This is a genomic window from Sporosarcina luteola (genome assembly GCF_023715585.1).
GTDB classification, from domain to species: Bacteria; Bacillota; Bacilli; order Bacillales_A; family Planococcaceae; genus Sporosarcina; species Sporosarcina luteola_D.
On record NZ_JAMBOK010000001.1, the window covers coordinates 1364488 to 1390185 of the forward strand.

General features: G+C 44.7%; 26 protein-coding genes. All 26 read right to left on the reverse strand.

The window, feature by feature from the left end:
- Positions 1–119: 119 nt before the first annotated feature.
- Positions 120–1718, reverse strand: coding sequence for a gamma-glutamyltransferase family protein (locus M3193_RS06910; protein WP_251625454.1), 1599 nt, complete (start codon positions 1716–1718; stop codon positions 120–122).
- A 288-nt stretch (positions 1719–2006) separates the two neighbouring features.
- Entirely contained in the window at positions 2007–3305 is a 1299-nt protein-coding gene (locus tag M3193_RS06915; RefSeq protein WP_251625456.1) for a Na+/H+ antiporter NhaC family protein, read from the reverse strand.
- A 170-nt stretch (positions 3306–3475) separates the two neighbouring features.
- Entirely contained in the window at positions 3476–4408 is a 933-nt protein-coding gene (locus M3193_RS06920) for a nucleoside hydrolase (RefSeq protein WP_251625459.1), read from the reverse strand.
- Between the two features lie 18 nt (positions 4409–4426).
- On the reverse strand, positions 4427–5311 hold the full coding sequence (gene rbsK / locus M3193_RS06925) for a ribokinase (RefSeq protein ID WP_251625461.1): 885 nt from the start codon (positions 5309–5311) through the stop codon (positions 4427–4429).
- Positions 5312–5327: 16 nt separating this feature from the next.
- Positions 5328–6302 carry a LacI family DNA-binding transcriptional regulator gene (locus tag M3193_RS06930; protein ID WP_251625463.1) on the reverse strand — a complete coding sequence of 325 codons (975 nt, stop codon included), beginning with the start codon at positions 6300–6302 and terminating at the stop codon, positions 5328–5330.
- Between the two features lie 93 nt (positions 6303–6395).
- A complete protein-coding gene (locus M3193_RS06935; protein WP_251625465.1) occupies positions 6396–7628 on the reverse strand; it encodes a NupC/NupG family nucleoside CNT transporter in 1233 nt (410 codons plus the stop codon).
- Positions 7629–8073: 445 nt separating this feature from the next.
- Positions 8074–8676, reverse strand: coding sequence for a hypothetical protein (locus M3193_RS06940; RefSeq protein WP_251625467.1), 603 nt, complete (start codon positions 8674–8676; stop codon positions 8074–8076).
- A gap of 748 nt (positions 8677–9424) precedes the next feature.
- The gene (locus M3193_RS06945; protein ID WP_251625469.1) at positions 9425–10180 is read right to left on the reverse strand and encodes an HIRAN domain-containing protein; all 756 of its coding nucleotides are present in this window, start codon (positions 10178–10180) and stop codon (positions 9425–9427) included.
- 4 nt (positions 10181–10184) lie between these two features.
- Positions 10185–11030 (reverse strand): HipA domain-containing protein, encoded by an 846-nt coding sequence (locus M3193_RS06950; protein ID WP_251625471.1) that lies wholly within the window; start codon positions 11028–11030, stop codon positions 10185–10187.
- A gap of 304 nt (positions 11031–11334) precedes the next feature.
- Positions 11335–11955 carry a hypothetical protein gene (locus tag M3193_RS06955; protein WP_251625473.1) on the reverse strand — a complete coding sequence of 207 codons (621 nt, stop codon included), beginning with the start codon at positions 11953–11955 and terminating at the stop codon, positions 11335–11337.
- A 279-nt stretch (positions 11956–12234) separates the two neighbouring features.
- Positions 12235–13119 carry a YecA family protein gene (locus tag M3193_RS06960; protein WP_251625475.1) on the reverse strand — a complete coding sequence of 295 codons (885 nt, stop codon included), beginning with the start codon at positions 13117–13119 and terminating at the stop codon, positions 12235–12237.
- Positions 13120–13123: 4 nt separating this feature from the next.
- Positions 13124–13630: a hypothetical protein gene (locus tag M3193_RS06965; protein WP_251625477.1), complete on the reverse strand. Its 507-nt coding sequence runs from the start codon at positions 13628–13630 to the stop codon at positions 13124–13126.
- Between the two features lie 534 nt (positions 13631–14164).
- Positions 14165–15343, reverse strand: coding sequence for a flagellin (locus M3193_RS06970; protein WP_251625479.1), 1179 nt, complete (start codon positions 15341–15343; stop codon positions 14165–14167).
- A gap of 141 nt (positions 15344–15484) precedes the next feature.
- Positions 15485–15703 (reverse strand): carbon storage regulator CsrA, encoded by a 219-nt coding sequence (csrA, locus tag M3193_RS06975; protein WP_251625480.1) that lies wholly within the window; start codon positions 15701–15703, stop codon positions 15485–15487.
- A gap of 4 nt (positions 15704–15707) precedes the next feature.
- Positions 15708–16151, reverse strand: coding sequence for a flagellar assembly protein FliW (gene fliW, locus M3193_RS06980; protein WP_251625483.1), 444 nt, complete (start codon positions 16149–16151; stop codon positions 15708–15710).
- Between the two features lie 19 nt (positions 16152–16170).
- The gene (locus M3193_RS06985; protein ID WP_251625485.1) at positions 16171–16725 is read right to left on the reverse strand and encodes a DUF6470 family protein; all 555 of its coding nucleotides are present in this window, start codon (positions 16723–16725) and stop codon (positions 16171–16173) included.
- 102 nt (positions 16726–16827) lie between these two features.
- Positions 16828–17703, reverse strand: coding sequence for a flagellar hook-associated protein FlgL (gene flgL / locus M3193_RS06990; RefSeq protein ID WP_251625487.1), 876 nt, complete (start codon positions 17701–17703; stop codon positions 16828–16830).
- A gap of 18 nt (positions 17704–17721) precedes the next feature.
- Positions 17722–19293, reverse strand: a complete 1572-nt coding sequence (gene flgK, locus M3193_RS06995; RefSeq protein ID WP_251625489.1) for a flagellar hook-associated protein FlgK — start codon at positions 19291–19293, stop codon at positions 17722–17724.
- A gap of 11 nt (positions 19294–19304) precedes the next feature.
- A complete protein-coding gene (locus M3193_RS07000; RefSeq protein WP_251625491.1) occupies positions 19305–19802 on the reverse strand; it encodes a flagellar protein FlgN in 498 nt (165 codons plus the stop codon).
- A gap of 24 nt (positions 19803–19826) precedes the next feature.
- Positions 19827–20090, reverse strand: coding sequence for a flagellar biosynthesis anti-sigma factor FlgM (gene flgM, locus M3193_RS07005; RefSeq protein ID WP_251625493.1), 264 nt, complete (start codon positions 20088–20090; stop codon positions 19827–19829).
- A gap of 279 nt (positions 20091–20369) precedes the next feature.
- On the reverse strand, positions 20370–20873 hold the full coding sequence (locus tag M3193_RS07010; protein ID WP_251625495.1) for a GNAT family N-acetyltransferase: 504 nt from the start codon (positions 20871–20873) through the stop codon (positions 20370–20372).
- Between the two features lies 1 nt (position 20874).
- Positions 20875–21285 (reverse strand): TIGR03826 family flagellar region protein, encoded by a 411-nt coding sequence (locus M3193_RS07015; protein WP_251625497.1) that lies wholly within the window; start codon positions 21283–21285, stop codon positions 20875–20877.
- A gap of 12 nt (positions 21286–21297) precedes the next feature.
- Positions 21298–21906, reverse strand: coding sequence for a ComF family protein (locus M3193_RS07020; protein ID WP_251625499.1), 609 nt, complete (start codon positions 21904–21906; stop codon positions 21298–21300).
- Positions 21903–23282: a DEAD/DEAH box helicase gene (locus tag M3193_RS07025; protein WP_251625501.1), complete on the reverse strand. Its 1380-nt coding sequence runs from the start codon at positions 23280–23282 to the stop codon at positions 21903–21905. The genes M3193_RS07020 and M3193_RS07025 overlap by 4 nt, the downstream gene beginning before the upstream one ends.
- Before the next feature lie 267 nt (positions 23283–23549).
- Complete coding sequence (locus tag M3193_RS07030) at positions 23550–24395, reverse strand: DegV family protein (RefSeq protein ID WP_251625503.1); 846 nt, start codon at positions 24393–24395, stop codon at positions 23550–23552.
- A 64-nt stretch (positions 24396–24459) separates the two neighbouring features.
- Positions 24460–25695: an EAL and HDOD domain-containing protein gene (locus tag M3193_RS07035; protein WP_251625505.1), complete on the reverse strand. Its 1236-nt coding sequence runs from the start codon at positions 25693–25695 to the stop codon at positions 24460–24462.
- Between the last annotated feature and the right edge of the window lie 3 nt (positions 25696–25698).

Below are 25698 nucleotides of genomic sequence, written 5' to 3' on the forward strand. Positions count from 1 at the left end.
AATTGGGTGACATTGGGAGTTGGAAATAAAAAAATACCTCCTTTTTCGATTCGTTACGAACCGAGAAGGAGGCGTGATCATGCTCTATAAAAACTTATTCGTTAAGCGTCTGTTACTCCTCACCAAGCGACAATCGTGCCATCCGTCCTTGATTCCGTGCCGCCTGAAAGGACGCCTGTTTCCGGGTCGCGCCAAATGATCTGCCCCCTGCCGAATGATCCGCTGTCCAATGTCGGTACGATCTGATGCCCCAATCGGGTGAGTGCTTGCGCGATATGGTTCGGGAAGTTCGGCTCCACATGGACTTTATTCCCCTCGATCCATTGCCAACGCGGTGCATCAAGCGTCGCTTGCGGATTCAGATGATAATCGACGGTGTTGACGATGACTTGGAAATGGCCTTGCGGCTGCATGAACCCGCCCATGATGCCGAACGGCCCTACCGCTTGTCCATCCTTCGTCAGGAATCCCGGGATGATCGTGTTATAGGATCGCTTGCCTGGCTTCAAGACGTTCGGATGTGTCGGATCTAGCGAAAAATCCATGCCGCGGTTTTGAAGCGTGATTCCCGTCCCCGGCACGACAACACCGGATCCGAAGCCCATATAATTCGATTGGATGAACGAAACCATATTCCCCTCTTCATCTGCAGTTGCCAAATAGATCGTTCCGCTTCTCGGCAATTCGTACGGCTCCGGAACTGATGCCCGTTCCGTAATTGCAGCGGCCCGCTTTTTCGCATATTCCTTCGACAGCAAGTGCTCGATATCGATCGGCATATCCTTTTCTTCAGTGATGAATGCCTTCCCGTCAGTAAACGCCAGCTTCATTGCCTCGATCTGTTCGTGCAGCGACTGCACGTCGTTTATTGCCGCTGGATTCAATTCCGAAAAGATATTGAGCGCCATGAGCGTTACGACGCCTTGCCCGTTCGGCGGGATTTCCCATACGTCATAGCCTTTGTAATTCGTTGAGATCGGGTCGACCCATTCCGCTTTATACTTCTCCAAGTCGGATTTACGGAGATAGCCATTGTTTTCCGCTACATGCGTGGCAATCAAATCCGCAAGTTCTCCTCTGTAGAATGACTCCGCATTCGTTTCACCGATTTCACGCAGCGTCTTCGCATGATCCGGCGACTTCCACATTTCACCGATTTCAGGAGCCCTCCCATCCGGCGCAAACACCCTGAACCATTCATCAAATTTATCGTCAAGCTCTACGAATTTCTTGTAGGCTATGCGCCAATACTTCCCTAAAATCGGCGTGAGCGGATACCCTTCCTCCGCATAGCGGATTGCCGGAGCAAGCGACTCAATCAAAGGCAGCTTGCCGAATCGTTTCGACAGCTCTGCCCAAGCAGACGGAACCCCAGGCACCGTAATTGGCGTATACCCTACTGCAGGAATCTTCTCATGCCCCGCCTCTTTCATCGCCTCAAGCGTCAACGCTTCCGGCGCTGGCCCCGACGCATTCAAGCCGTACAGCTTGTCCTTCATCCACACGATCGCAAACGCATCGCCGCCGATTCCGTTCGTCGTCGGCTCGACGACAGTGAGCGCAGCGGCAGTCGCAATCGCCGCATCGACCGCGTTTCCACCCTTCTGCATCACTTCAATGCCAGCCTGAGCCGCCAGCGGTTGTGACGTCGCCACCATCCCTTTTCGCGCAAATACGGTGTGGCGAGTTGTCGTGTAAGGGTTGTATAAATAGTCCAATGGAATTCCCCCGTTTTTTTCTTCTATTATACGATACTTTCAAACAAATGAATCAGTTTTCTGATGGCGGTTCGGGCAGTCAGTTCGGTGCCTGTGCATCACACATTTATGACAATTCATCAAAATTGATAATAATACAGTAATCTGTCGACTGTCAGTGGAGACAGCTGACTTATTGGTTTTCCTTATACAATTGTAGTGCATAGTCTGAATAGTTTCTTACACAGGCACCGAAAACCGCAGTACCAAAAAAATCCCGCATTGGCTATGTGCCAAGCGGGATTTCTCTTATGCTTTTTTAAACTTCGGATAGCCAATCAAGATCGCAACAACACAGCAAATCCCCATCAGCACAGGGTAGAACGAATAGACGATGATGCTTAGCGGTGAAATAGCCGCTAGTCCGGCAGCGGCCAATACTTGGACTCCGTACGGCAAGACGCCTTGCCAGACGCTTGAAAACGTATCAAGCAAACTGGCGGATTTGCGGGGATCGATGCCATACTCATCCGCGATGCTCTTCGCGACCGGTCCCGTGATAATAATTGCGATTGTATTATTGGCGGTCGCAATATCCGCAGCGCTCACTAATCCTGCAATACCGAATTCTGCGCCTTTTTTCGACTTGATCTTGCGAGTGATGACCCGCAATAAGTAATCAATGCCGCCATTATGCTGAATGATCCCAACGATTCCGCCGATCAAGATCGCAACAATCGCTAAATCCTCCATCGATATAATGCCAGCCGAAGCTGTCTGCAAGAAGCTTGCTAAATCATAGGAACCGTCCAGCAGACCAATGACACCAGCAAATATCGTACCGCCAACGAGCACGATCAATACATGCGCACCGAGCAATGCCGCCACTAACACAGCCACATACGGCAAGATTTTAATGAATTCAAACGGGTATTCACCTGTAAGCTCCGCTGAGTTGCCATGCGTCAACACCGCGAGAAGAACCATCGTCACGATCGCACCCGGAAGGACAATGAAGAAATTCACTTTGAACTTGTCCTTCATTTTTGTCTGCTGCGTCCGGACCGCCGCAATCGTCGTATCCGAAATCATCGACAAATTATCCCCGAACATCGCGCCGCCAATGACCGTTGCCATGGCGAGTGCTAAAGGGACGTCCGTTTGCGCGGCAATCCCGACACCAATCGGCGCCAAGGCAACAATCGTGCCCATTGACGTCCCCATCGAAATCGATATGAAACAGCCAATAACAAACAAGCCGACAATGAGCAGATTCGCAGGCAGCAAGGACAATCCCAGATTGACCGTCGATTCAACGGCTCCCATCCCTTTCGCCACACCTGCAAAAGCTCCTGCCAAAAGAAAAATGACAGCCATTAAAATAATATTCGGATGCCCCGCATGCTTCGTAAAAACATCGACTTTTTTACTGAACGTCTCCCGTCGATTCATCGTAAGCGCCACAGCCGCCGCGATCAGCATCGCCACGTTCAAAGGCATATTGTAAAAGTCTTTCGTCACAATCCCCGACCCGATAAACAGGACTACAAAGACAATAAGCGGCAAGAACGCCAAAAGACTCCCTTTTTTCATTTGTTCATTCGACATATGCACATTCCTCAACTTCATTATATTCAATACTGCAAGCAACCAAGTATAACATAAAAATCAGCTTTTCAAACGAGATAACTACTCGAATGAAAGCTGATTTTTACTCGCTGAACAGATGCTAAAAAATCCCACAGCAAGCATTACGCCTGGGCGGGATTTTTGTTTCATTATCTCTTTAGATACTCCAAGAAATTCTGCAGGAATCTTTCGCTGTCAACACCGACGCAGATGTTGACGTTCGGTTCTTTTTTCAGGATGTTTCTGAAGTCACAGATCGTTTGGCCGTAACACAGCTCGGATTGTGTTTCTACGTCTACATAATATTTTTCTGTTTGAACGAATGTCGGATCCAAAGCGACACCGACCGATAACGGATCGTGCAGCGCACAGCCATTTATGCCGTACAAGTTAATCGAAAACTGTCTGTAGTCGACAGTGCTTTGCTTAACAAAATCGTAATACTTCGTACCTTTTAATTCCTCGATATGCTCTTCTGTCAGCAGCACTTGTCTCGTTACGTCTAGGCTTACTAACGTAATGTTCATTCCTGAATGAAAGACCATCCTTGCTGCTTCAGCATCCGCATAAATATTGAATTCAGATGTCGGGATTGTATTTCCTCTTCCCGCTGATTGGACAAGGCCTCCCATAATGACGACTTCTTTCAGCCATTCAGCCAATCTCGGCTCTTTACGGACAGCCAACGCAACGTTTGTAAGCGGCCCGACTGCAATTAGGGTAAGTTCACCTTTATGCTTTTTCGCTTGCTCGATAATAAAGTCCGGAGCAAAAACATCATTTTCAGGGAAATCGATCGCAATATCGTCAAGCGCTCCGCCGACACCGTCATTTCCGTGTACTCTGAACTCGTGGTAAGGCTGTTTTAAAAGTGGACGGTCTGCACCTTTGTATACCTTGATTTGGTCTTCCACTCCCAACAGCTTTACAATCCTATTGGTATTGATATTCACTTGCTCAAGCGGGACATTCCCGGAAACTGCTGTAATCCCTAAAATATCCAGTTGCTTACTATTGACAGCATATAGAATCGCGAGTGCATCATCCACACCCGTATCAACGTCCAAAATGACTTTTTTCAAACCACTCACTCCTCTTTGTTAGTTTTTATTGCTTAGAAATGCCTGAACTTCAGTAGCAGTCGGCATTCCCGTTTGTGCACCGAGCTTAGTCGTCGATAAAGCAGCTACTGCATTGCCATATTGGCATGCAGCTTCTACAGACAGACCCTGCCCTAATGCCACTGCAAACCCGGCATTGAATGAATCACCGGCACCCGTCGTATCTACAACATCAATCGTATAAGCCGGGATATTCGTCTCCTTACCCTCCTGGAAATAAGAAACACCCTCATTTCCTTTTGTCAGGATCACTTTCCCAATAAGCTCCGCATGATTTTCCTCAGTCGTCAAATGCTTAAACTCATGTTCGTTCGGAGTTAAGTAATCGACGCTGTTAAGCAGATCAGCTGGCAGTTCACGGATAGGAGCTGGATTCAATATGACAATCACGCCATTTTCCTTCGCAATTTCAACTGCCTTTTGAACGCCTTCCAATGGTATTTCAAGCTGCAGGATCAGTATATCGCTCGCTGCAATTACGTCTCTCTTAGCTTCGACGAATGAAGCCGTCACATGATTATTCGCACCCGGTACAACAATAATATTATTATCTTTATTGGAAACGGTGATGGAAGCAGTTCCAGTCTGCGTAGCAACTTGTTCCACATTGCTCACGTCAACGCCTTCGCTGTTAAGGTGTGCGATCAACTCATTACCGAATAGATCTTCACCTACACAGCCAATCATTTGAACGGCTGCACCAAGTCTCGCGGATGCGACCGCCTGGTTTGCACCCTTTCCGCCAGGATTCATTTGAAACTGCTGACCGAGTATCGTTTCGCCCATTTTAGGCAGTTGATCGGTAATCGTCACGATGTCCATATTGATGCTTCCGACGATTGTTATTTTAGGGGCTTGTCCCATGATGATTTCACCCTCCTTACGTTGAATCTCTTTCCACTAATTGAACATTAAACTGATAAAATGTTTTTTCGATGTCCTGCCCTTTTATGAGCTTGATGAGCACTTTCGCAGCCGTCTGACCTAACTTATACAGAGGCTGTTCGATTGTTGTCAGTTCTGGTATGGACGCCTTCCCTAGAGCGATGCCGTCAAATCCAATGATCGATATCTCTTCAGGAACCTTCAATCCATGCTGGTACGCCGCTTTTATCGCGCCAATCGCCATCGTATCATTTGCAGCAAAAATCCCATCAATTTCGGGATGCTGCCGTAAGAGCTCCAGTACAACCTCTGTTGCCGTTTCCATTCGGTAGTTTCCATTGACGATATAACTTTCTTTGAACCATTGTTCGCCTGATACTACTTCTCGATAGCCTTCGCAGCGTTCATTGGCGTTTACGATATCCATCGGACCTCTAATATGGGCAATCTTCCTTCGCCCTTTTTCTTTTAAAAAACGTGTAGCCATTCGCGCGCCTTTTTTATTATCTACGACAATCGTCGGGATCTCTTTACTAATTTCCCGGTCTATGCAAACGACAGGGATATTCAGCTCGCGAATCGTCTTCTCCAGTATTGTGTTGGAGGAAATGATAATGCCATCTACATATTTCTGAAGCAAAACGTCTATGTACCGCTGTGCTTTTTCCTCATCTTCATCGGAATTGCATAAAATCACGGTATACCCAAGTTTAGATGCAGTATCTTCAATCGCCCGGGCTAATTCAGGAAAGAATGGATTCATAATATCTGGGAGAATTAATCCGATCGTCTTCGACTGCTTTTTAAACAAGCTTCTTGCAACTTCATTCGGTCGATAGTTGAGGTCCGCAATGGCGGCCTCCACTTTCTTCCGTGTTTCCGCACCCACATACCCTTTGTCATTCAACACCCGTGACACGGTTGCAACGGATACGCTTGCGTATTTTGCAACATCTCTAATCGAAGCCATTACAAATCACCCCATTGGTAATTATCGGTAACCGGTTACAGATAGTTTGCATGACAAAAGGTTGTGAGTCAAGATTATCAATTAGTTTATTGTTTAGAAGAAGAACAAACCTACAATCGCTCCGTTTAGCAAGTTAGCTAACGTAGCAGCAATCAATGCTTTAAGAGCCATCGCCTGGATATCCTTTTTACGAGTTGGTGCGACACCGATCATGATACCGAGAATGATTCCGATCGATCCGATATTCGCAAAACCGGATAATGCAAATGTCAGAATTGCAATCGATTTTTCGGAGAACTGCTCCATCATTGTTGAAAGCGATGTAAATGCAACGAATTCATTCAAAATCATCTTTTGGCCAAGCAAGTTCCCTGCAGCCAACGCTTCACTCCAAGGAATACCGATGATGAGCGCGACCGGCGCAAAGATATACCCCATGATCGTTTCAAATGAAAGCTCAGGCAATCCGACTAATGAGCCGACTCCGCCCAATATTCCGTTCAACAATGCCACAAGCCCGATAATAGAGATCAAGATGATCCCTGCATTGACAGCGAGGTTTAACCCTTCTCTCGAGCCATTAATAATGACATCCATAATATTGGTATCTTTTTTAGATTCACCCATGTAGTCATCCATCTCTTTCCATTCATTCGGATTGAGAGGTTCTGTTTCAGGAATGATGAGCTTCGCTAGCATTAAACCTGCAGGTGCGGACATAATCGCTGCAGAAAGCAAATACTGAATTGGAATGCCCATTGCTGCCAACCCAATTAAGACCGCTCCGGAAACGGAAGCCAATCCACCTACCATGATGGCAAAGATTTGCGACCTGGACATCCGGCTAATATACGGTTTAACGGAAATAGCCGATTGTGTCATACCCAAAAAGATATTCATCGCAGCATTCGTTGATTCGACATAACCTGTTTTCATAAACTTTGAAATTAACCCGCCCATTACTTTGACAATAAATTGCATGATGCCAAAATAATATAATAGAGAGATAAGGGCAGATAAGAAAACCATAATTGTTAGTACATTAATTGCAAATATCGATCCAACCGGGCCATTTTTATCGGCTAATGATCCGAATACAAAGGAGAGACCTTCCATCCCATAACCCATGACTTTATTGACACCGTCAGAGACAAACTCCACGACTGCGATTCCGGCTCCCCATTTCAGGACGATAAATCCTAATAGGACTTGCGCAAAGAACCCAACGAGCGCCGTTCGAACATTAATGATCTTTTTGTTTTCGGACATCAGATATGCAATAAAGATAATAACTGCACATCCAAAGATCCCCCATAGTATACTCATTCTCAATATCCTCCTCAGTTTTTTCAGAAAAGTAGGTAACCGGTTACACATTTTCTATAAAAAAATATAGCAACCTGTTTTTCTTCCTTTTTCTTAGACAAGTTCATCACTATGTCCATATACTTCCTCAATGTGTAACCGGTACCACAAAACGGCGCACGGTTTTCTAGAAAATGCTACTCTAATGAGTATTACATGCAAATAGTGTAACACATTACTCAAAAAGTGTATTCTATTGGATTTGGAATGTCAATATGAATTTTCAGGAGGGAAATAGTTCGAGTTTTCACGAAATTAGTCATTATTATTTATCAAATGTGGAAGAAAAAAACCGTCCTATCGTACTCACTTTAAGCAGTGAATGCGATGGGACGGTTTGTTAGAGGGTTAGAGTTATTTTCCGTTGCCTACTGGTTTGCCAGAGCGATTCTGAGCGGTCAAAAATTCAATTCAAATCCTTACGAATAAACTCCGAATCGATCGTTGCTCCAAATTCCTTTTCGAGTCGTTCAAAAATCGGCAATAGACCATTCTTAATAATTGTGGAAATTTGATTGTTTTTCTTCCTTTCAATCGCTTTCCCTAGTTTTGACAACTCAGCTTGCATGTTGGACGTCATCTGTTGATACATTTCCCAGTTTGAAGGGCGTTCTTTGCTACTGCAAACCACCTTGAGCATATCATTGAGCCATTCCATCCCGCCTAACAACATCTCAAATCTGTCCCACGTATCGCTGGTCGGAACACGGTTGAAATCATCGGCAAGTGTACTCACATCAGGGATTGCACGCTGCAGATATTCCTCTGCCGACAGAATGACATCATTCATGAATTCCTTCTCTGTCTTAATGACAATTTCAAGCTCCTTGATCTCGTCCAAGTTGCTTTCCAGATACTCCTCGTGCTCATCATAAACTTCCGTACCATCGGAAATAAAATGGCTGAAATAATACCCTTCCGCCACGCTCTCATTAATCCGTTCAATCAATTCATCCGCTGACGGCTTCTCTTTATACTCAATATGTTGTTCCCCGATAATCAATTTCAAAATTTTATCCTCCATCAAGTCCAAATTTGCAGTTCTGTTGTTTATATCGGTTAGTATGGGCATTATTTCAGTTTATCATCAAAGGTGCACCAAGTAAGGATGCAGAGTAGAAGAGAATTTCGGGAAGGTTGAATAGTAGATAGTTTGTGATCTAAGGCGGTTAGCGGTGTAAGAAGAATGAACAATCTATTCAAGAGTTTTTTCATGAAAGGGTGCAAGCCACTAAAATACATAATACCTGCACCCTATTTAATTACCACTTTTAGAGTCAGCGTTTATTACATTCATTCGAACAATAATAACAGCCGTCTGCTTTGGCAAAATATTTCTTTGCTTCTAGTACTGCTCCCTTGCAATTAATAAATGAACCCAGATACATACGGTTTGCAAGGGAAGGTAAACGGTCACAAGTGCTTACATGCACTTCATGATCCCCATTTGGCTGAGGATTCATATTCACATAATAAATTCCCATATAAACACCTACTTTCATACTGTAATTTATGGAAACACATGTTCTCGTTAACAATATTATAGAATACGCGTTCCTATTAGTCAAGTCCTTCTTGGTTAACATATCTTCAAACGGCATCTAAGTTTCAGTACCAAAACGCAAAAAAAGACCCTCTGCGGAAACAGAAGGCCATGTTGTTACACGGATTATTTGTTTGCTACATATTTCTAAAGTCATACCGTTCAGTGCATGCCAACGAGATATTCGGACGGCGAAGAACACGCATCAGTCCCCTTAGCACATCACTACTCTTAATTCTTCTTGATCGTTTAAGACATCCTGGATGTCGACGTGTTCGTTCACTTCGCCTACGACTCCAATACAAAGTTTACGATGAGGAACTGCTTCTGGATGGATGGCCTCCACTCTTGCTTGAAAACTACTTCTCTTCTCAATGACTTCAAACATCCATCCACTGTAAAAAGCAGGGATGAAACCTAACTTTTCCCCATTTACTGACATCACGACAACGGCTTTATGGTCATGTTTATTTTCAGGGTCTAACAAAAACTCTACATCGTCACCTACTTGAAGCTGATCAATTGCAAGGTCGCCATTATAATAGCGCCAACCTGCCACAAAGAAATCCATCACAAAGATGTCGTTTTCAACCAGGATTGGTGATACGAACTCATAGGAATCTGTTGCTAAAATACCTCCTGTGGCTCGTAAAACATCCATTTCTGTGCACTCCGCTGTAAGGCCCAATTCTCGAAGTACAATCGGGTAATCGGGTCTGCGTGTATCTGGTAAACGGCGCGCAAATGGACCAAAAAGTTTTTTGGAAATATACGTCTTATTGATGTCCGGGAATGCTAAGTGAGGTCGATAACCATTGTCCATAGCTTCTGCCAATTTTCGTCTATATCCGTCTGTCTCGTATGAAAATGTATAGACCCCATTTTCATGAAGCAACCTACCCACGTGGTAACGTTGCCGCGTCTCGACATTTTGCCAAATCAGCCACAGTTCAAAAGGTCTGTTTCTCATGCTTTCACACTCCTTCCAACCAATTCAGAATCCAATTTTTCCGGTATAGTAATAGGCGGATAACCCAATCTTTATTTACATCACACATTATGTTGTTCGGAATTTCATTAAGTATAGATAGTAGCATTCCCTCATTCAGCTGTTCTAACCTCGTCACGGCCATTTTGAGTTCGTCTGGTAAATGAATGTGAAGATAAGATAGCAATTCAAAATGCTTCGGCTTTTTTCTACCTGGTAATCCAATACTGGGTTTTCCCCTATTACAGAAGCCAGCCAACATCCCATCATTTGTCAGCATCATCTTCTTTTTATCTATGACTTCGTTAAAACCAAGGGATGAGCCATTATCATAGATAGGAGCCAAACGCATCTCTTCAGGTCCACTTAGGACACCCCAATTGTCACAATGCCGATCGTTGTTGGCAATCAATGCATCATAAACTGGTAAAGTCACAAACTCCTTCTCCAAATCATATGCCGCAAGGAGTTCTATGATGTGGGGCAACTCGTAATCAGTCAATGAACGACGATCAAAATGTTCGAATTGTGCCAAGAACAAATCTCCGCCTTCATACAACTCCTCTGTCTTTGCTCGAAAGTTTTTAGATATTGTTCCTACAACACCTTGGTATTCAGCCAGCTCTACTTCGGCTGTTTGAAATCCTAACTGCTTTCCTACTTTACTTGCTACAAATTCGGCCCAGTGGCCACCTGTTCCTTCAGTAGGAATCTTAAAGAGATATTTAGTTGGATCTTCAGGATCTGTTCCAGGTTCAAGTAGCCAAAATTTCGATCGAGTTCCTGAGGCTTGGCTTTTCTCATCTCGATTCCAGAGCGAAGCATCAATCATTTGTCATCGCTCCTCCAACTAAAGTCGCTAGTATCTATAAGTATAGCGAACATGTCACACATTGTCACTTGGAAAACAAAAACGCTCAATGAGCATTCGCTCTCCAGTAAGCATATCTTCAACATGAATTCTATGCTTCCCCTCTCGTCAAATCCAACACGAATTCAGTCGCTCTCCTATTCGGCAGCCCTTAAACTTGCCCCTTGCGTACTTTGCGATCCTGCGTTACTTGCGCCACCATCTGATTCCAATTCCTCCTCAATGCTGCTGGGGATAATATAACCGTCTGCCAAAAATGATGTTGCTATGACCACGCAATAATATGCTGGACCTGCTCGAATGTCCTTTGATCATGTACTAAGATGCGCCTCATCTCGTTCGTCCATTTTCCAAGATCAGGCTCCCTCTGGTCGGAATGATTGACCCGAATCCCTTCAAGTAACGCAAATGCCAATTGATGATACTCGGATGACTCATCGGGAACAGCTCTCGGATAATTAATTATTTCATTCTTTACATTCTTGTTAGATGTTAGCTGCCTGTTGGCCATCTGTTGACTGTCTGTTACCTCACTTGTCCCAGACTTGTCCTTACGTTGATAAACATCCCAATTCACAATGGAAATGAGCCGATTTTGATTTGTTGATTCATCTGTCAGAAATCCGTATTTCGCAAATCGTTTCAGCGCCGTGCGGATTTTCTGTACACTCACACCTTTATCGCATTTTCTCACAAGTGACGGTAGCGACGTTATCATTTGTCCAGGCTTCAACGAATACTGAACCCCTTTCCATTCCCAATGCCTTTCATCATGTGTCGCCATCATCAGCAACGTCACCAGAACCACTTTCTGCTCGGATGTCGCCTCCGTCCAAATTGGCTTATCCAACAGTGACCTATGTATTTTAATCCATCCTTGTTCCATTTTCCTTCACCTCAAATAGATATTTGTATGAAAAGACGCTTCATCTGCTATATAGACAGTTCATTTGGAAAGGGATACTGGTTGGTGGAAATAAATTTTGGGGAGTATTTGAAAGAAGTAGTTTGGAATACTCTTTTTTGTTTGATATTCATTTTTTGCACCGCATCTTTATTCTCCTTTTATAATGTATAGTACAAAGGTGGTTCTTTCACATGCAATTGAGAAATAAAAAAACGCGGCCATAAATATCTGGGCTGCGTTACTCTTCAACTTATTAAGTCAAGATAGGTGTATTGTTCTTAATTTAACTTCATCCTTCAATTTAATATGGTAATGGGTACCTTTTTCATATTTACTGGCCCCGCAACAATATTTAAACTTTGTACCACTATCACAAGGACACAGATCATTACGTTTAACATTATCATACTTTTCGTTATAGTAGTACTTATCTATATCAATAACAGAAAATAGTAAAAGCGGGTTTGTATTATTTTCAACAAAGTAATTTAATAGATTAAACTTTTCCTTTTCGGTTCTATTGTCATCACTAATTTCAATAATACAACGTTTATCCATTGGATGTTTAACTAGTGCTACTGCTTGAAATACTATGTCCTTACAAATAGAAACTGCCATTTGTCCCCAATATAAATTGCCTGGAATATGAATGCAATCCACGTCTAATACTGATTTACCACAGATACTACATTCCTCTGTTTTTCTCACCATTTCACTACTAGCAAAAACACGATAAGGATAAAGTTTTTCTAATTCTTGTAAGTGAGAATTAAATGCATTTATTGCAAAGTCACTATGACATTTTGTGAACTTTGTTACATTAATCAATCTATCAATAGTATCTTGTAAAACATTCCATGAATCTTTATATCTGCCCTCAAGCAAGGTTTTCCAATAAATAGAGTAGTTTTTCATCATACCACAATATTCACTTATAACGAACATAGAGTTTGCTATCTCTTCATATCCCATTTTAACTGCTTTTTCCTTTATTCTTATACAATTGGTAATACTCGTATCGCATGTTTGGATTACTGCATCATAATTACTATCTTTTAATTCATTATAAATTTTATTTATGTTTGTTCTAAGTAGTGTAAGCTCACTGAAATCGGTTATTTCTCTTGTTAAAACAGAGAGCATACTCTTAATCCTCCCACAGTTTATTAACATCAATTTTCTCAAAACTTTTCTTAAAATCCTTAGCTGACCCTTTATAGCTTAGATGTTTACTTTTTCCCTTTTCTTTATCTTCAACTAATAAGTCGAAATGAACGGTCGGTTCATCATTAGGTCTACCTTTCATCTTATCATAAACGAAACTGCTAACTAAGTTAATGGTTAAAGGTAATAACACAGTACTCCCTATATAAATGAAGGGAATCCAAATATCAAATGAATGTAGCGCTAATGTCTTTTCTTCACCTTTATTTTCTAGTAATTCAAATTTAAGTTCATTACCTTTATTTGCAATGGAATATTTATAAAAAGATACTGTGTCCGGTTGGAATGCCCTATCAACACCTCCCGCGACTTCGAAGTTTGGTAATAAAACAATATCGGCTTCAATTACACGTTTTTTTGTGTCATTATTGAAAACATCCATTTCTAAAAAAGTATTTAATGCACTTGATGTGTCGTGAATCTCTAACATAAAATCTCTCCTTACTGATGTGTTTTTACTAATCGAGTTGCTTAAGCTATTTTGCTGCAAAAATAATTTTTATCCTATAAGATTTCGATTCGTTATAAATCCTTGGGAGTATAAAAAGAGACTCTAGAAAAACTAGAGTCTCCTGTAAAAATCCAGAAATTAACGAAGAAGTTGTAGAACTCCTTGTGGTTGTTGGTTCGCTTGCTTTGCGACTGTATCTTTCGATTACAGAATAGACTATATCTTCACCCTCAAGTTACCTTGTAGGGGCTGGGCACTTCGAATGCTACGACTCGTAACACCCTACGGATTTCATCGTCATAGCGTTCGCCTTAGACGGTATATCCTAGTCGTTGAACGTTCCCCACGGTTTCCCGACAGGGGCTTCGCTGCTGATTGTCCAATCTCTCCGTTTTTCAAGCCATCGCGTTTACCGTTTCCAGTTCCGCTGTGGCAGAAGAGCTCTCAGGAGGTTCCAGCAATTCACCCAGTGATGCTCTAACTCGTTACCAAGTTAGACGCCCGGTCACAACATTATCGAAGAAGTTGTAGAACTCCTTGCGAAGATTGCTGTGCTTGAGCCAACATTGCTTGTGCTGCTTGAGAAAGAATCGAGTTCTTTGTTTGTTCCATCATTTCTTTCGCCATATCTACGTCACGGATACGAGATTCCGCGGCAGTTAGGTTTTCGGAAGATGTGTTCAAGTTATTGATTGTGTGCTCCAAACGGTTTTGAGCCGCACCTAATGACGAACGTTGAGTTGAAACTGCTTTAATTGCATCATCTAAAACAGTTGTTAATGCATCAGCTTTAGTTTTGCTATCAACTGCTGAATTGTTCGTAATCTTGTCAGAAATCATATTTCCTAGGCCAGTACCTAATGTTGTTGCGTCCATTTTCGCAAAATTCACTGATAAAGTTTCATTTGCTAATCCGTTACTTCCAATCATAAATTGAGCCGCACCTGATCCTGCTGCAGTAACAACTATGTCATTCGCAGTTGCTACCAAATTGTCACGTAAGTTTGCAGCTGTTTCAGTACCGGCAATATCAAAGCTTATACCTAAAGTTGAAAAGTTTACTGTTTGGCTGTTTGCACCTAACTTTACAGTCTCAGTAACATTTTTTCCTGCAATTGTTGCAGACATTGTTAATTCATCTGCAGCTGTGCCTGCTGACAGAGTAAATGTAGTTCCTGCAGCTGCCTTAGAAACATCTACTTTTGAGATTGCAGATGTTGCCCCCAGTAAAACTCCTTGTTTCAATTCAGAACCTGCTGCCAAAGAAGTAGTCATACTTCCATCTAACAAGCCTTTACCATTAAATTTAGTAGTTCCAGAAATACGATTAATCTCATCTTTAAGTTGTACCAGCTCGTCTCCTATTGCTTGGCGGTCATCTGTGTTGTTCGTATCATTTGATGCCTGAACTGATAGTTCACGCATACGTTGCAGTATATCATGCGTTTCATTTAAAGCACCCTCAGCTGTTTGAATCATAGAAATACCATCTTGTGAGTTTTTAGCTGCTTGGTCTAGTCCCCGAATTTGCCCACGCATTTTTTCAGAGATTGCAAGACCAGCTGCATCATCCCCAGCACGGTTAATACGAAGACCTGAAGCCAATTTCTCCATTGATTTAGATTGTTGAGTTGTAGCAGCACTCAATTGACGATGCGTGTTCAATGCTGCGATGTTGTGATTAATTCTCATTATAATTTCCTCCTTGAATGTGTAGCTCACGTCCTTGTGAGCTTGGTTTTATTTTGAAGAGAGTGTGGTCGGCCGACCTTTGTTTTCCCTTACATAGTTAGTATCGGATTGGTTGTCTGATTGTTTAATAGGATTCTCAAATTATTTGTCGGATTTTAGGAATTCGATAAAGTTGTTGACGTTTATTGCTTCTGTATTAGATTCTGATACTTCTTTTCGTAGTTCGCCGCGCAGGATGCTGATGTTTTTAGGGGCGTTGATGGCGATGCGGACTTGTTCGCCTTTTACTTCAGTGATGGTGATTTCAATGTCGTCGCCGAGCCAGATGGATTCACCTTTTTTTCTTGATAGGACTAGCATGTCGTCACCCCTCCTGCCCGTTGATTTTTGATTCAATTGAATGCCTAATCGGGTAATCTGACTTTTCCAGGATGCATTGTTTTGCTTTCCTGTTTTTCGTGTTGATGACGACAGGCGCTTTTAAATTAATCGTAGATGTTTGAAAAGGTTTTTTCACGGTGACGATGGCTACAACGATGACATCTTCTACTGACTCGATTTGAAGCATGTCGACGGTTGCTTCATCCAACTCGAAGTTATAGTCTTTGGTGAATAAATAGGGATTGGCGGTTACAAATCCGACTTCCTTTGCTTCGGTCGATTGGAGGACTTGGAAGACTTCATTCCCCTCGACTGCTTGTAAGATGAATTTCTTTTCATTTTCAAAGCCTGGTAAACCGTTTTCGAAAATGAGCAGTTCAGACTCATTCACTTCGATTTCGCCTAATATTGCTGATTGTACTTTCATTTTGTTCATTCCTCCCTTGTTATACTCTCCAATCAATTTGGATGGATGGGTTCTGAAGCATTTCTGTTGTTACTTTTCCGGGTGTATATGTATGAATCGGTTTGTTTGCTTTGCTGTTGTTGATCACTTGCTGCGGTTCGACTTGGATGTCGACTTGTCCTGGTTCGAAAGAGACGTTGACACTGCCGTGTGAGGGAATGAAGTTGACGGACAATCCGCTGTATGGCTGCTTGTATGCTCTCTTAGCAATTTCGCTCAATGGATTGCCTCCGTTTTCAATCATCATTAGTTCTCTACCCTCTTGCGCCCTGCGCTCAAGCCCATTTAATAGAGTGGATTGCGCATAATGGGCAACTTCTGCGGTGCGGCGGCTTGAACTCATTAAATCCATATCCGCTCTAGCTTCTGTTGTGTCGATGGACAACTGGGATTTAGCCGTCTGAATCGACATTTTCGCTTGCGGCTGCTGCAAGTCGAGTGTCGCACTCGGCTGCTCAATTTCCTGGATCGAACGCTGGGTTGAGAGTCCTATCATCGCTTTTGTCGTCATAACTTGGAGTTGTGGGATGTTCACGCAATCACCTTCCGGAAATAGTGAAATCGGGTGCCGGGTACTGCTTGATTCGCTTGGTTGCGAATAGCTTTCAGTACTTGGCACCCGAATGTTCGAGGGTATTTATCGTAAAAAGTCTACAAGTGACGGTTGGATGATACGGGCACCGACCGAAAGCGCTGCACGGTGGATCGATTCCTGGGTGATCATATCTGTAATCACTTTTTCGTAGTCGATATCTTCATTCTCACTCATTAATTTCTTGGCGGATGCCTCTTGGGAAGAAAGACGATTTTCCATCATTTCCACGCGGTTTTGACGTGCTCCAATTTCCGAGCGGGTCGTCAAGACTTTGTCCAATCGTTTATCGATATCAGCAATCGCCTTGCTGAAATCCGAGTCGACTGTAAAGCTAGCGAAAAGATCATCGATTTCTTTGAAAACCGCTAGTCCATTCGTATTCACTTTCAAGGATACCCCGTCAAACACTTCAATCTCTACATCCTTTTCAAAAGGAGTAGGAGCGTTCGAGTTACTAGAAGGCATCGGGTATGACTGCCCATCATAGAGCGCTGTTGATGTCTTTGTACCGCTAAATATATATTTATCCCCGACTTTCGTGTTCGCCAAGTTTTGAATATGTTCACGAAGCTGATTCAGTTCACTTGTCACTTTCTCTCTATCGGAAGATGACATCGTCCCGTTCGCTGCGCTTGTGACGAGCTCTTTCGCCCGATGGAGCGCGGAGCCGACTTTATCGAGTGCGTCATCCGAGCTGTCCAGCCAGTTATGGACCTCTCCCAAGTTCCGTTGATATTGAGCCACCTTATCAACTTGCATGCGGTAGCCCATCCCTTTCATGACGACGACAGGATCATCGGACGGACGGTTGACTTTCTTTCCTGTATTCAACTGATCTTGGAGCTTTCCCATCTTGTTATAGCTGGTTGTCAGATTCCGAAGCATATTATTGGAAAGCATCGATTGCGTAACACGCATTAGTTAGTTCCCCCTATCTTACCTGCCGCCGATACCCATGCCGTTAATGATTTTATCCAGTGTTTCATCGATAACTGTAATCATTCGCGCGGATGCATTGTAAGCTTGCTGGTATTTGATCATATCTGTCATTTCTTCATCTAGTGAGACGGAGCTGATGGAAGCTCTTCGATGTTCAACAGAAGCTTTCAACACTGCTGTATTCCCCGTCATCCGTTCCGCCTGCTGTCCGTTGACTCCTAGTTCACCGATGATGCCTTGGAAGAAGGTTTGGACGGTAGAGCCGTTCAGTCCGTCTGCTCCGGGAATCCCTTTGAATTGAATATTGCCAAGGGCTTTCGCGTTTTTGCCGTTCCCCTCTTCGGCGCTACCTATTTCAGAGTCGGACGCTGCGATCAAGTTGGGATTCTTTTTAATCATGCTTGATACGGAGATGTTCCCTGCCGTGAATTCAATGTCCTTGTCTGTATGGATGAAAAAGTCCTCGCCTTTATTCCCAGTCAAGTCCGTCCCCAATCCATGGACTTTATTGAACTCTTCCGCGAAAGCTTTTGCCATTCGGTCCAAGCCTGAGAACATTTCCGGATATAACCCTTTTCCATCGCTTGTCCCGTAGGAATTCATCAATGATTTCACTTTTCCATTGTCTTTGAAGTCCGAGAAGCCACGTGTTGCGCCAGATGTTGTGACATCAGGGGAAACGCTTAATGCAGAGATCTTCAATCCGGCAATTGGTTGGTTCGTGACAGTTCCGTCCGGATCGACCTTTAGTAAAGGATTAGGGTCTGCTTGAATTTGGACGTGCTCGCGTCCGCTTACAAGGACGATATCTTCCCCATTCTGCATTTTGACGGATACGGTGACGGATCCTTCTGCGATGGATAAAGCGCGTCCACCGGATTTGTCATAATTCGTTTCGATAGGGAAATATTCGGATAGCTGGTCGATCAGCACATCACGGGCATCGTATAAATCATTCGGCAAATAGCCGTTCGGTTCGATTTCTTGGATCTGGCGATTGATATCGCTGATTTGCTTCAATAACGAATTCACTTCATGTGTGGTTGCATTGATTTCATGTCCGAGGTTCGTTTGGATTTCCTTCAAGGATTTGTCCATGTAATTAAAGGATTCCGCCACCGACATGCCTCGTTCCACGACTACAGCTCGGGCGCCATTATTTTCCGGGTTCACTGCAAGATCCTGCAGCGACTGCCAAAACTGGCTTAATGATTTCTGCAAACCGTAATCGGATGGTTCATTTAAGACATCTTCCATCTGGGAAATGGCTTTTGATCGTGATTCCCAGTAGCCGAGTTTGTTGGATTCCTGTCTGAACTGCTGATCTACGAACGTATCACGGATTCGTTGGATCGAACCTGCTTCGACGCCTGTTCCGAGGAAACCGGGCATTGTAGGTGTGTTGAGACCGACGCCAGGGAAGCCGGCAGTTGCCTGCATGTTGACGCGTTGGCGGGTGTAGCCCGGTGTGTTGGCGTTGCTGATGTTGTGGCCTGTTGTATAGAGAGCGGATTGTTGTGTAAACATGCCGCGTTTGTTTGTTTCGAGTCCCATGAATGTGGAGCGCATGTTGTTCCTCCTTAGGCTTGCGAGTCGAAGTTCGGTATGTCCTTCGTCCCTTTTCTGCCCGTAATTTCAGTTTTTGAGTAGGTGGCTGATTCCAGACGCGGGCGAACCATGTCCAGCGACAGATTCACGAATTGAAGGGATTGGTACGTAAGTTTCTGGTTTAGCTCGTTTTGCCATTTCAATTCATGAATCGCATGCAGGAGACGTTCCTTCGCCTCCACAAGTGGTTTATTTTCCGGTTCAGGTGTTGCTTCGATCAGATTGGAGATCGTCGGGTTCATAGGCACGGGACGTCCTTGTCCCTTCAAGTACGCGATGACCGCTTTTTGCCGGTCAATGTCGATTTGGACGATGGCGGCTAGATGGGCCTGCTCTTCTTTCATAAGCTGGTCGATTCCGTTAATGTCGCCGTTTTTAATGAGCGCCGTTTTTTCGTTTGCGATGCGAAGCAGGCTCTTATGCAGTTTTTCCAAGTTGTCGAGTATGGAAAGGATTGTTTCGATTGACATAGGGTCCCCTGCTTTCTATCTTTGTTATTTTTTGAAGTGCTTGATCAGGTTGGCAGCGAGTTTTTCAGGCTCGACTTTGTAGGTCCCTGATTCAATTTGTGCTTTCAGCTGTTGCACGCGTTCGTTCCGTTCAGTTGTAATCGGTGAAGTTTCTGAAAGCTGCTTGGCTTGTGATGAGATTTCCAGCTTATCCGTTTTGATTTTCGTCTGTTCCTTCGCCTGTTCCGTTTTCAGCTGATTAGTACGGTATGGGTTGACGGGTGGAATGTTGATTTTATTGATTTTCATTTGCCTCGCTCCTCTCGATTTGCTTCTATTGTTTATTTCGGCAGATTTGTGAGAACGTTTAGGGCCTTTCGGACGAAAACAGAAAGTGATCTTTATTCCATACTAGTGTTTCCTTTTAAAGCAGGAAAAAACCGACCTTTACTGGGCGGTTTTCTGCAATTATGCGCGTATGGAGGGATTTATGCGTAAGTATCGGCGGTTATGCGTTTCTGGAGACGATTATGCGTACTTTTTACCCTTTATGCGCTTCTGGGCGAGTTTATGCGTGAATATAGGTATTTATGCGTTTATCGTCATTCTGTATTGAATGAGCTGACTCTCTTCGCCCATATATTCTTCACTGCCGATTCTGCTGACTTCCTGAAATCCTAGTTTCCGGAGCATTTTTTGCGAGCGTTGATTTGATTCGTGTGTTTCCGCGTTGAAGACGGTAATGGCTAGTTCCGAGGAAGCGTAGTTCATTAAACTTAACGCAGAATGATAGCCGATTCCTTTTCCCCACATAGTCGAGTCACCGATTGCAATACCGATTTCGGCGGAGTGCCCTTCTATATTTGCAAGGTCAGCATAGCCGATGAATTTCCTGTTGAACTCAATTCCCATTCTGATGAAATCATCGGCTTGGTTGTTTACACAATGAATCCACCATTGGTAGAGCTCTTCTTCGGTTCGATTTAGTTCCCATTCATTCGCGGAACAGAAGAGGTCGTCCTTGCTCCAGTTCAGGACGGCCTCGTAATCATCAAATCGCAATGGTCTTAAGGCGATTGATTCTTTATTCATCTCATTTTCTGCCAGACAAATATGTGCCGGTTTCGCTTTTAGTTACCGCTTCCCTGAATTCCTGAGCGGCATCGAATTGGCGGAGCCCGCTTTTCAGTTCTTCTGTACAACCGGCGCATAGCTTCCCTGTTGTCGTCAGCTTGCCACAGTTGTCGCATGGATAGCCGAGGTTCGGGAATAGTGCCGGTTGAAGTCTTCCTTTTCGTACCCATTTATGGAGCAAAGTTTCGGTGACGCCTGTCACTTCGACGATCCGCTCGATTGTTGCTGCTCGATTTTCGCGTCTTCTGAGGAAGCGGTATACTTCCTCGTACATTTCTTCTTCGCCGCGTGCGCATTTGGCGCATACATCGCGGACGCCTGTGTAATTGAAAAAGTCGCCGCATGTTGGGCAATGTTTGAGTTCTGCCATGATCTGTTCCTCCTATTTTTCGGCACGGATGAGCGTGATCGCCTCCACCCGCTTGGCGCCCGCTTCCTTCAAAACGGACGCGGCGTGGCGGAGTGTCGTGCCTGTTGTGTAAATGTCATCGACGAGGATGTAGGTTGTATTATGGATGGTACTTCCCGGTTTGATAGCAAATAAATTGCGCATAGAAAGCCGCTCTTCCCTCGTCTTTTCTCCCATTACTTCTGTGTTGGTCTTGATGAGCAAATCTTTAAATGGAATGCGAGCTGACGCTAGCATTTCTTCGACGTGTGCGAAAGTCCGCTCAATCTTTTTCTGTGGATGCATCGGAATTGGTACGACGATGGCGTCTTTCCGGGCGAGCTCGCTGCGCAATTCATTCGCGAAGACGCCTGCGAGTGCGACATCCTGCAGGAATTTGTATTGATGGAGATATTCGCGCATCGCTCCGTTGTATGTATAGATGGACGTGATTTGGTCGATTACATCGCCTTCCTCTTTTATGTCGACACGTTCGAAGCTTTTTGAACAGTTCTCGCAAATTAATGATGTTTTTTCGACTGCTAAAAGGGATTTCCAGCTCGGTATGGAGGCAAGTCTCTGCTCGCAAAGGAGGCAGTTCACGTGCGGACGCCTCCTTTATTCAACTTATCGATTTCAGTTTTGGCTTCGTCCATCGCATACGTAATGCCGTTATGGAACAGGATGAAATCGCCTGTCGGATAGTCCGCGGAACGACCGACGCGCCCGCCGATCTGGATGAGAGCACCCTTGTCGAAGATTTGCTGTTCCGCGCCGATTACCGCCACTTGGACATTCGGGATCGTGATGCCTCGTTCGAGGATGGTCGTTGTGAGTAGGCCGGGAAGCTCTTTATTCCGCAATGCTTGCACATGCTCTTTCCGGTCGGGATGTGCTGCATGGACGGAGCGGATGCGTGGATCGATAAGCTGGAATAAGGGCTCCGCTTCCTCCATTAAGCCGATATGGTGGAAGAAGATGAGGAACGGTTCTTTGTTGGCGAGCCGCTGTTTCGTCCAATCGATGAGTTTGCGCGGCAGCTTCCCTTTCCGGATTTGCTTTTCATAGTTCCATAACGGAATAAATTTCGGGATGGGCAATGGATGGCCGTGGTAGCGGCGGTTGATGATCGAGACGACGCCCGTCTTTTTCATTTCTGACAGCAGCTTATCTGATGGGGTGGCGGTGACGTAATGGACTGGAGATCCCGGTTTAACCGCTTTCTTGACAGCCTTTTGCAATGTTGCATCCGCTTTATATGGGAATGCGTCTGCTTCGTCAACGAAGACAGCATCGAACGCATGAAGGAATCTGTACAGCTGATGAGTTGTCGCGAGGACGAGCTGAGAGGCTTCCATCGTGGGCTTTGAGCCGCCGTATACCGCTTCAATTTTTGTATTCGGGAATGCCGAGCGCAGTCGCGGTTCGAGTTCCAATATGACGTCGACTCGGGGAGCAGCGATGCAGACTCGTTTCCCTTCAGTGAGTAGCTTATGTATGGGTGGGAACAAAATTTCCGTTTTTCCAGATCCGCAGACTGCGTAGATAAGATGGGACACGCGTTTGTTTTGACTGTCGGTCAGCTCGTCGGATGCCTTTTGCTGGTACGGTGTGAGTGTGCCTTGCCAAGCGATTGTGTGGTTCGTCGGGTATTGCGGCTTCTCGCCGTTCCAGACAATGAGTTCCGTGCATGATGAAACGCGCCCCATTTTGAGGCATTGCCTGCAATACGTGCACGGCCCTTCGCATTTGGCACAATGGAATGTCGTGAAACGGGAGCTGTCTTCGTTTTCACACCGGTTGCATAGATGGCGTTTTTGATTCAGGAAGGAAGGTTTCGATTCGATACCTTTGATTATTTGAATATGCCCCGCATCGATTAGTGCATCGATTTCTTCGGACGTAAAAGGGGTGTGCATACGCAGCCAAATACGGCCGTCCAGGAAATCACGGATTGCCGGATTGAATGGTTTCGTCATGAACACACCCCCATTTTTGTTTTGTTGTAATAATACGCGGTTGGATTTTGATTGAATGCAGCTTTGGACCGCGCTAAATGCTTTTGACAAATTAACGGTTGCGTCATTTATGAGCACGTAGGCGGCGTTTATGATCACTTGTCACGGTTTATGAGCGTACGAACGGCATTTATGATCACTTACAACGTTTTATGAGCGCATAAACAGATTTATGAGCACTTGCAACGTTTTATGAGCGCATAAACAGATTTATGAGCACTTGGCTGCTTACGCTCTTCGCTTCACCCATCCAAGTCCCATCGATCCCTCGCCTAAATGTGTGCCAATCACCGGACCGAAGTGGCTGATTGTGAAAGCAACATTTGGCATGCGCTCTTGAAGTTCCACTTTCCATGCTTCCGCTTCCTCAGGCTGATTTGCATGGATAATAGCTGCTTCGAGCGGCATTTTCTCCGAGTCTTCCGCGAGCATATCCGCGATCCGTTTCATCGCTTTTTTGCGTGTGCGGATTTTTTCGAAGGGGACGATCACTTTGTCATGGAAGTGAAGGATCGGCTTCACTTGGAGCAATCCGCCGATTAAGGCTTGTGCACTTGATAGTCTGCCGCCACGCTGCAAATGAGAGAGGTCGTCCACCATGAAATAGGCGCGCATCGTCTTTTTCATTTCCGCGAGCTCCGCCATAATCTCGTCGGGACTGGCTCCTTGTTCCGCCATTTTAGCTGCCCGGATGACATAAAACCCTTGGATATAGCAGGACAGTTCCGAATCGAATGCGTGAACTTCGATGCCTTCCACCATTTCCCCCGCTTGGACGGCGCCTGCGTATGTGCCGCTTATGCCGCTAGACAGGTGGATGGAAATGACCGTGTCGTGATCCGCTTTCAATGATTCGAACAGCTCGACGAATTTTCCGACCGGCGGCTGGGACGTTTTCGGCAACGGACCTTCGCCACGCACCTTCTCGTAGAAATCCGCTGACGTCAGGTCGACTTCCTCTTCGTAGGAATGTCCGTCGATCGTCACCGTCAATGGAATGACGTGGATATCAAGTTTCTCCACTATATAATACGGCAAATATGCCGTGCTATCTGTTACAATTGCTGTTTTCACTACTAATCAACTCCTGCATCATATTCTACTGGAAATGCAGGTCAAAAGAAAATCCCTATTCGGTTCATCTTTCAAGCTGTTGCGCCCAATGGTTCGCTTTGTTGGAGTATGCAGCAATCTCCTCTTTTGATAAGCCGAATCGTTTGCTGATGTCATTGATTTTCTCCATATCGAAACGCTCCGTAGCGATTGCGAGCTCCAAATATGGCGTCATATCGGTCTTCTTTCCCTGCAGCGTCTCCGCCACCTCCTCGGAAAACGGGAACATCGGCAGGATGTCCTCCCAATCGCGGTTCATGATGGCATCGAGTAACGAAAATAGCCCGACAAAGAAGTGTTCATCGCCATTTGGATACCCAGTACGGATGGCGACGAGCTCGCACATTTTTGCCCGTGACATCGAGTAGGAGACGAGCGCTTTGACTCGGCCGCTCGATGAATGGTCGCTAATGTCCTGCAGCATCAAAATCCGCATCCATTTCTTCAGCTCGCGCAGTCCGATCAGAACGATTGCCTGTTTGACGGAGCCGACGCTTTTCGGGACGCTGAAGTTCAGCGTGTTTATGAATCGTAGCAGTTTGTACGTCAGTGAGATGTCATGGAGTATGAGATTGGCAATTTCGTCAATGTTCGGGTTGCGATCATTCAATTTGCCGATGATCTGTACATGCAGATTGAGGTTCGCAGGGATTTCAACGCCTTTGATGATTTCCGGCTTTGCAAAGAAATATCCTTGGAACAAGTCGTACCCGCTCTGTTTCGCAATTTGGAACTGTTCTTCAGTCTCGATTTTTTCCGCAAGCATCTTGATATGCGGGTATCTTTTAATGAACCTCTCGATGTCCCGCCTGCTTTTGTCGTCCACGGCGAGGAAATCCACTTTCACGTAATCGATCAGTTCGAACAACTCGGTATGTAAGGCATATTGGTCTTGCATGATGAAGTCGTCCAGTGCAAGCTGAAATCCGTCCTGCTTGATCTCACGTATCCTCGAGATGAGCATTGGAGTGATTTCAACGTCCTCCAAAATCTCGATAACGACATATTCCGGCTTCAAATTCGAAAAGATGTCCTTAATGAGCAGGTCACCGGAAAAGTTGATGAATGACTTTGACTTCCCAGAAATTTGATCGACACCGATTGACAGGAATGTATTGACGAGCAAATGGATGGTCGCCTGTTCGGGGTCGATGTCCGGGAAGCTGTTCTGTTCGCTATTTCGGTACAGCAACTCATATCCGTAAATCTGCCCTTCACTGTCCAAAATCGGCTGTCTGCCTACAAATATTTGTAACTCCATTAT

Excerpts from the sequence above, each read along its gene's own strand:
- M3193_RS06915 (WP_251625456.1), bottom strand. The coding sequence starts at position 3,305 with ATGTCGAATGAACAAATGAAAAAAGGGAGTCTTTTGGCGTTCTTGCCG.
- rbsK (WP_251625461.1), bottom strand. The coding sequence starts at position 5,311 with ATGGGACAAGCCCCTAAAATAACAATCGTCGGAAGCATCAATATGGAC.
- M3193_RS06930 (WP_251625463.1), bottom strand. The coding sequence starts at position 6,302 with ATGGCTTCGATTAGAGATGTTGCAAAATACGCAAGCGTATCCGTTGCA.
- M3193_RS06935 (WP_251625465.1), bottom strand. The coding sequence starts at position 7,628 with ATGAGTATACTATGGGGGATCTTTGGATGTGCAGTTATTATCTTTATT.
- M3193_RS06945 (WP_251625469.1), bottom strand. The coding sequence starts at position 10,180 with ATGAGAAACAGACCTTTTGAACTGTGGCTGATTTGGCAAAATGTCGAG.
- M3193_RS06950 (WP_251625471.1), bottom strand. The coding sequence starts at position 11,030 with ATGATTGATGCTTCGCTCTGGAATCGAGATGAGAAAAGCCAAGCCTCA.
- M3193_RS06955 (WP_251625473.1), bottom strand. The coding sequence starts at position 11,955 with ATGGAACAAGGATGGATTAAAATACATAGGTCACTGTTGGATAAGCCA.
- M3193_RS06960 (WP_251625475.1), bottom strand. The coding sequence starts at position 13,119 with ATGCTCTCTGTTTTAACAAGAGAAATAACCGATTTCAGTGAGCTTACA.
- M3193_RS06965 (WP_251625477.1), bottom strand. The coding sequence starts at position 13,630 with ATGTTAGAGATTCACGACACATCAAGTGCATTAAATACTTTTTTAGAA.
- M3193_RS06970 (WP_251625479.1), bottom strand. The coding sequence starts at position 15,343 with ATGAGAATTAATCACAACATCGCAGCATTGAACACGCATCGTCAATTG.
- csrA (WP_251625480.1), bottom strand. The coding sequence starts at position 15,703 with ATGCTAGTCCTATCAAGAAAAAAAGGTGAATCCATCTGGCTCGGCGAC.
- fliW (WP_251625483.1), bottom strand. The coding sequence starts at position 16,151 with ATGAAAGTACAATCAGCAATATTAGGCGAAATCGAAGTGAATGAGTCT.
- flgL (WP_251625487.1), bottom strand. The coding sequence starts at position 17,703 with ATGCGTGTTACGCAATCGATGCTTTCCAATAATATGCTTCGGAATCTG.
- flgK (WP_251625489.1), bottom strand. The coding sequence starts at position 19,293 with ATGCGCTCCACATTCATGGGACTCGAAACAAACAAACGCGGCATGTTT.
- M3193_RS07000 (WP_251625491.1), bottom strand. The coding sequence starts at position 19,802 with ATGTCAATCGAAACAATCCTTTCCATACTCGACAACTTGGAAAAACTG.
- flgM (WP_251625493.1), bottom strand. The coding sequence starts at position 20,090 with ATGAAAATCAATAAAATCAACATTCCACCCGTCAACCCATACCGTACT.
- M3193_RS07010 (WP_251625495.1), bottom strand. The coding sequence starts at position 20,873 with ATGAATAAAGAATCAATCGCCTTAAGACCATTGCGATTTGATGATTAC.
- M3193_RS07015 (WP_251625497.1), bottom strand. The coding sequence starts at position 21,285 with ATGGCAGAACTCAAACATTGCCCAACATGCGGCGACTTTTTCAATTAC.
- M3193_RS07025 (WP_251625501.1), bottom strand. The coding sequence starts at position 23,282 with ATGACGAAACCATTCAATCCGGCAATCCGTGATTTCCTGGACGGCCGT.
- M3193_RS07035 (WP_251625505.1), bottom strand. The coding sequence starts at position 25,695 with ATGGAGTTACAAATATTTGTAGGCAGACAGCCGATTTTGGACAGTGAA.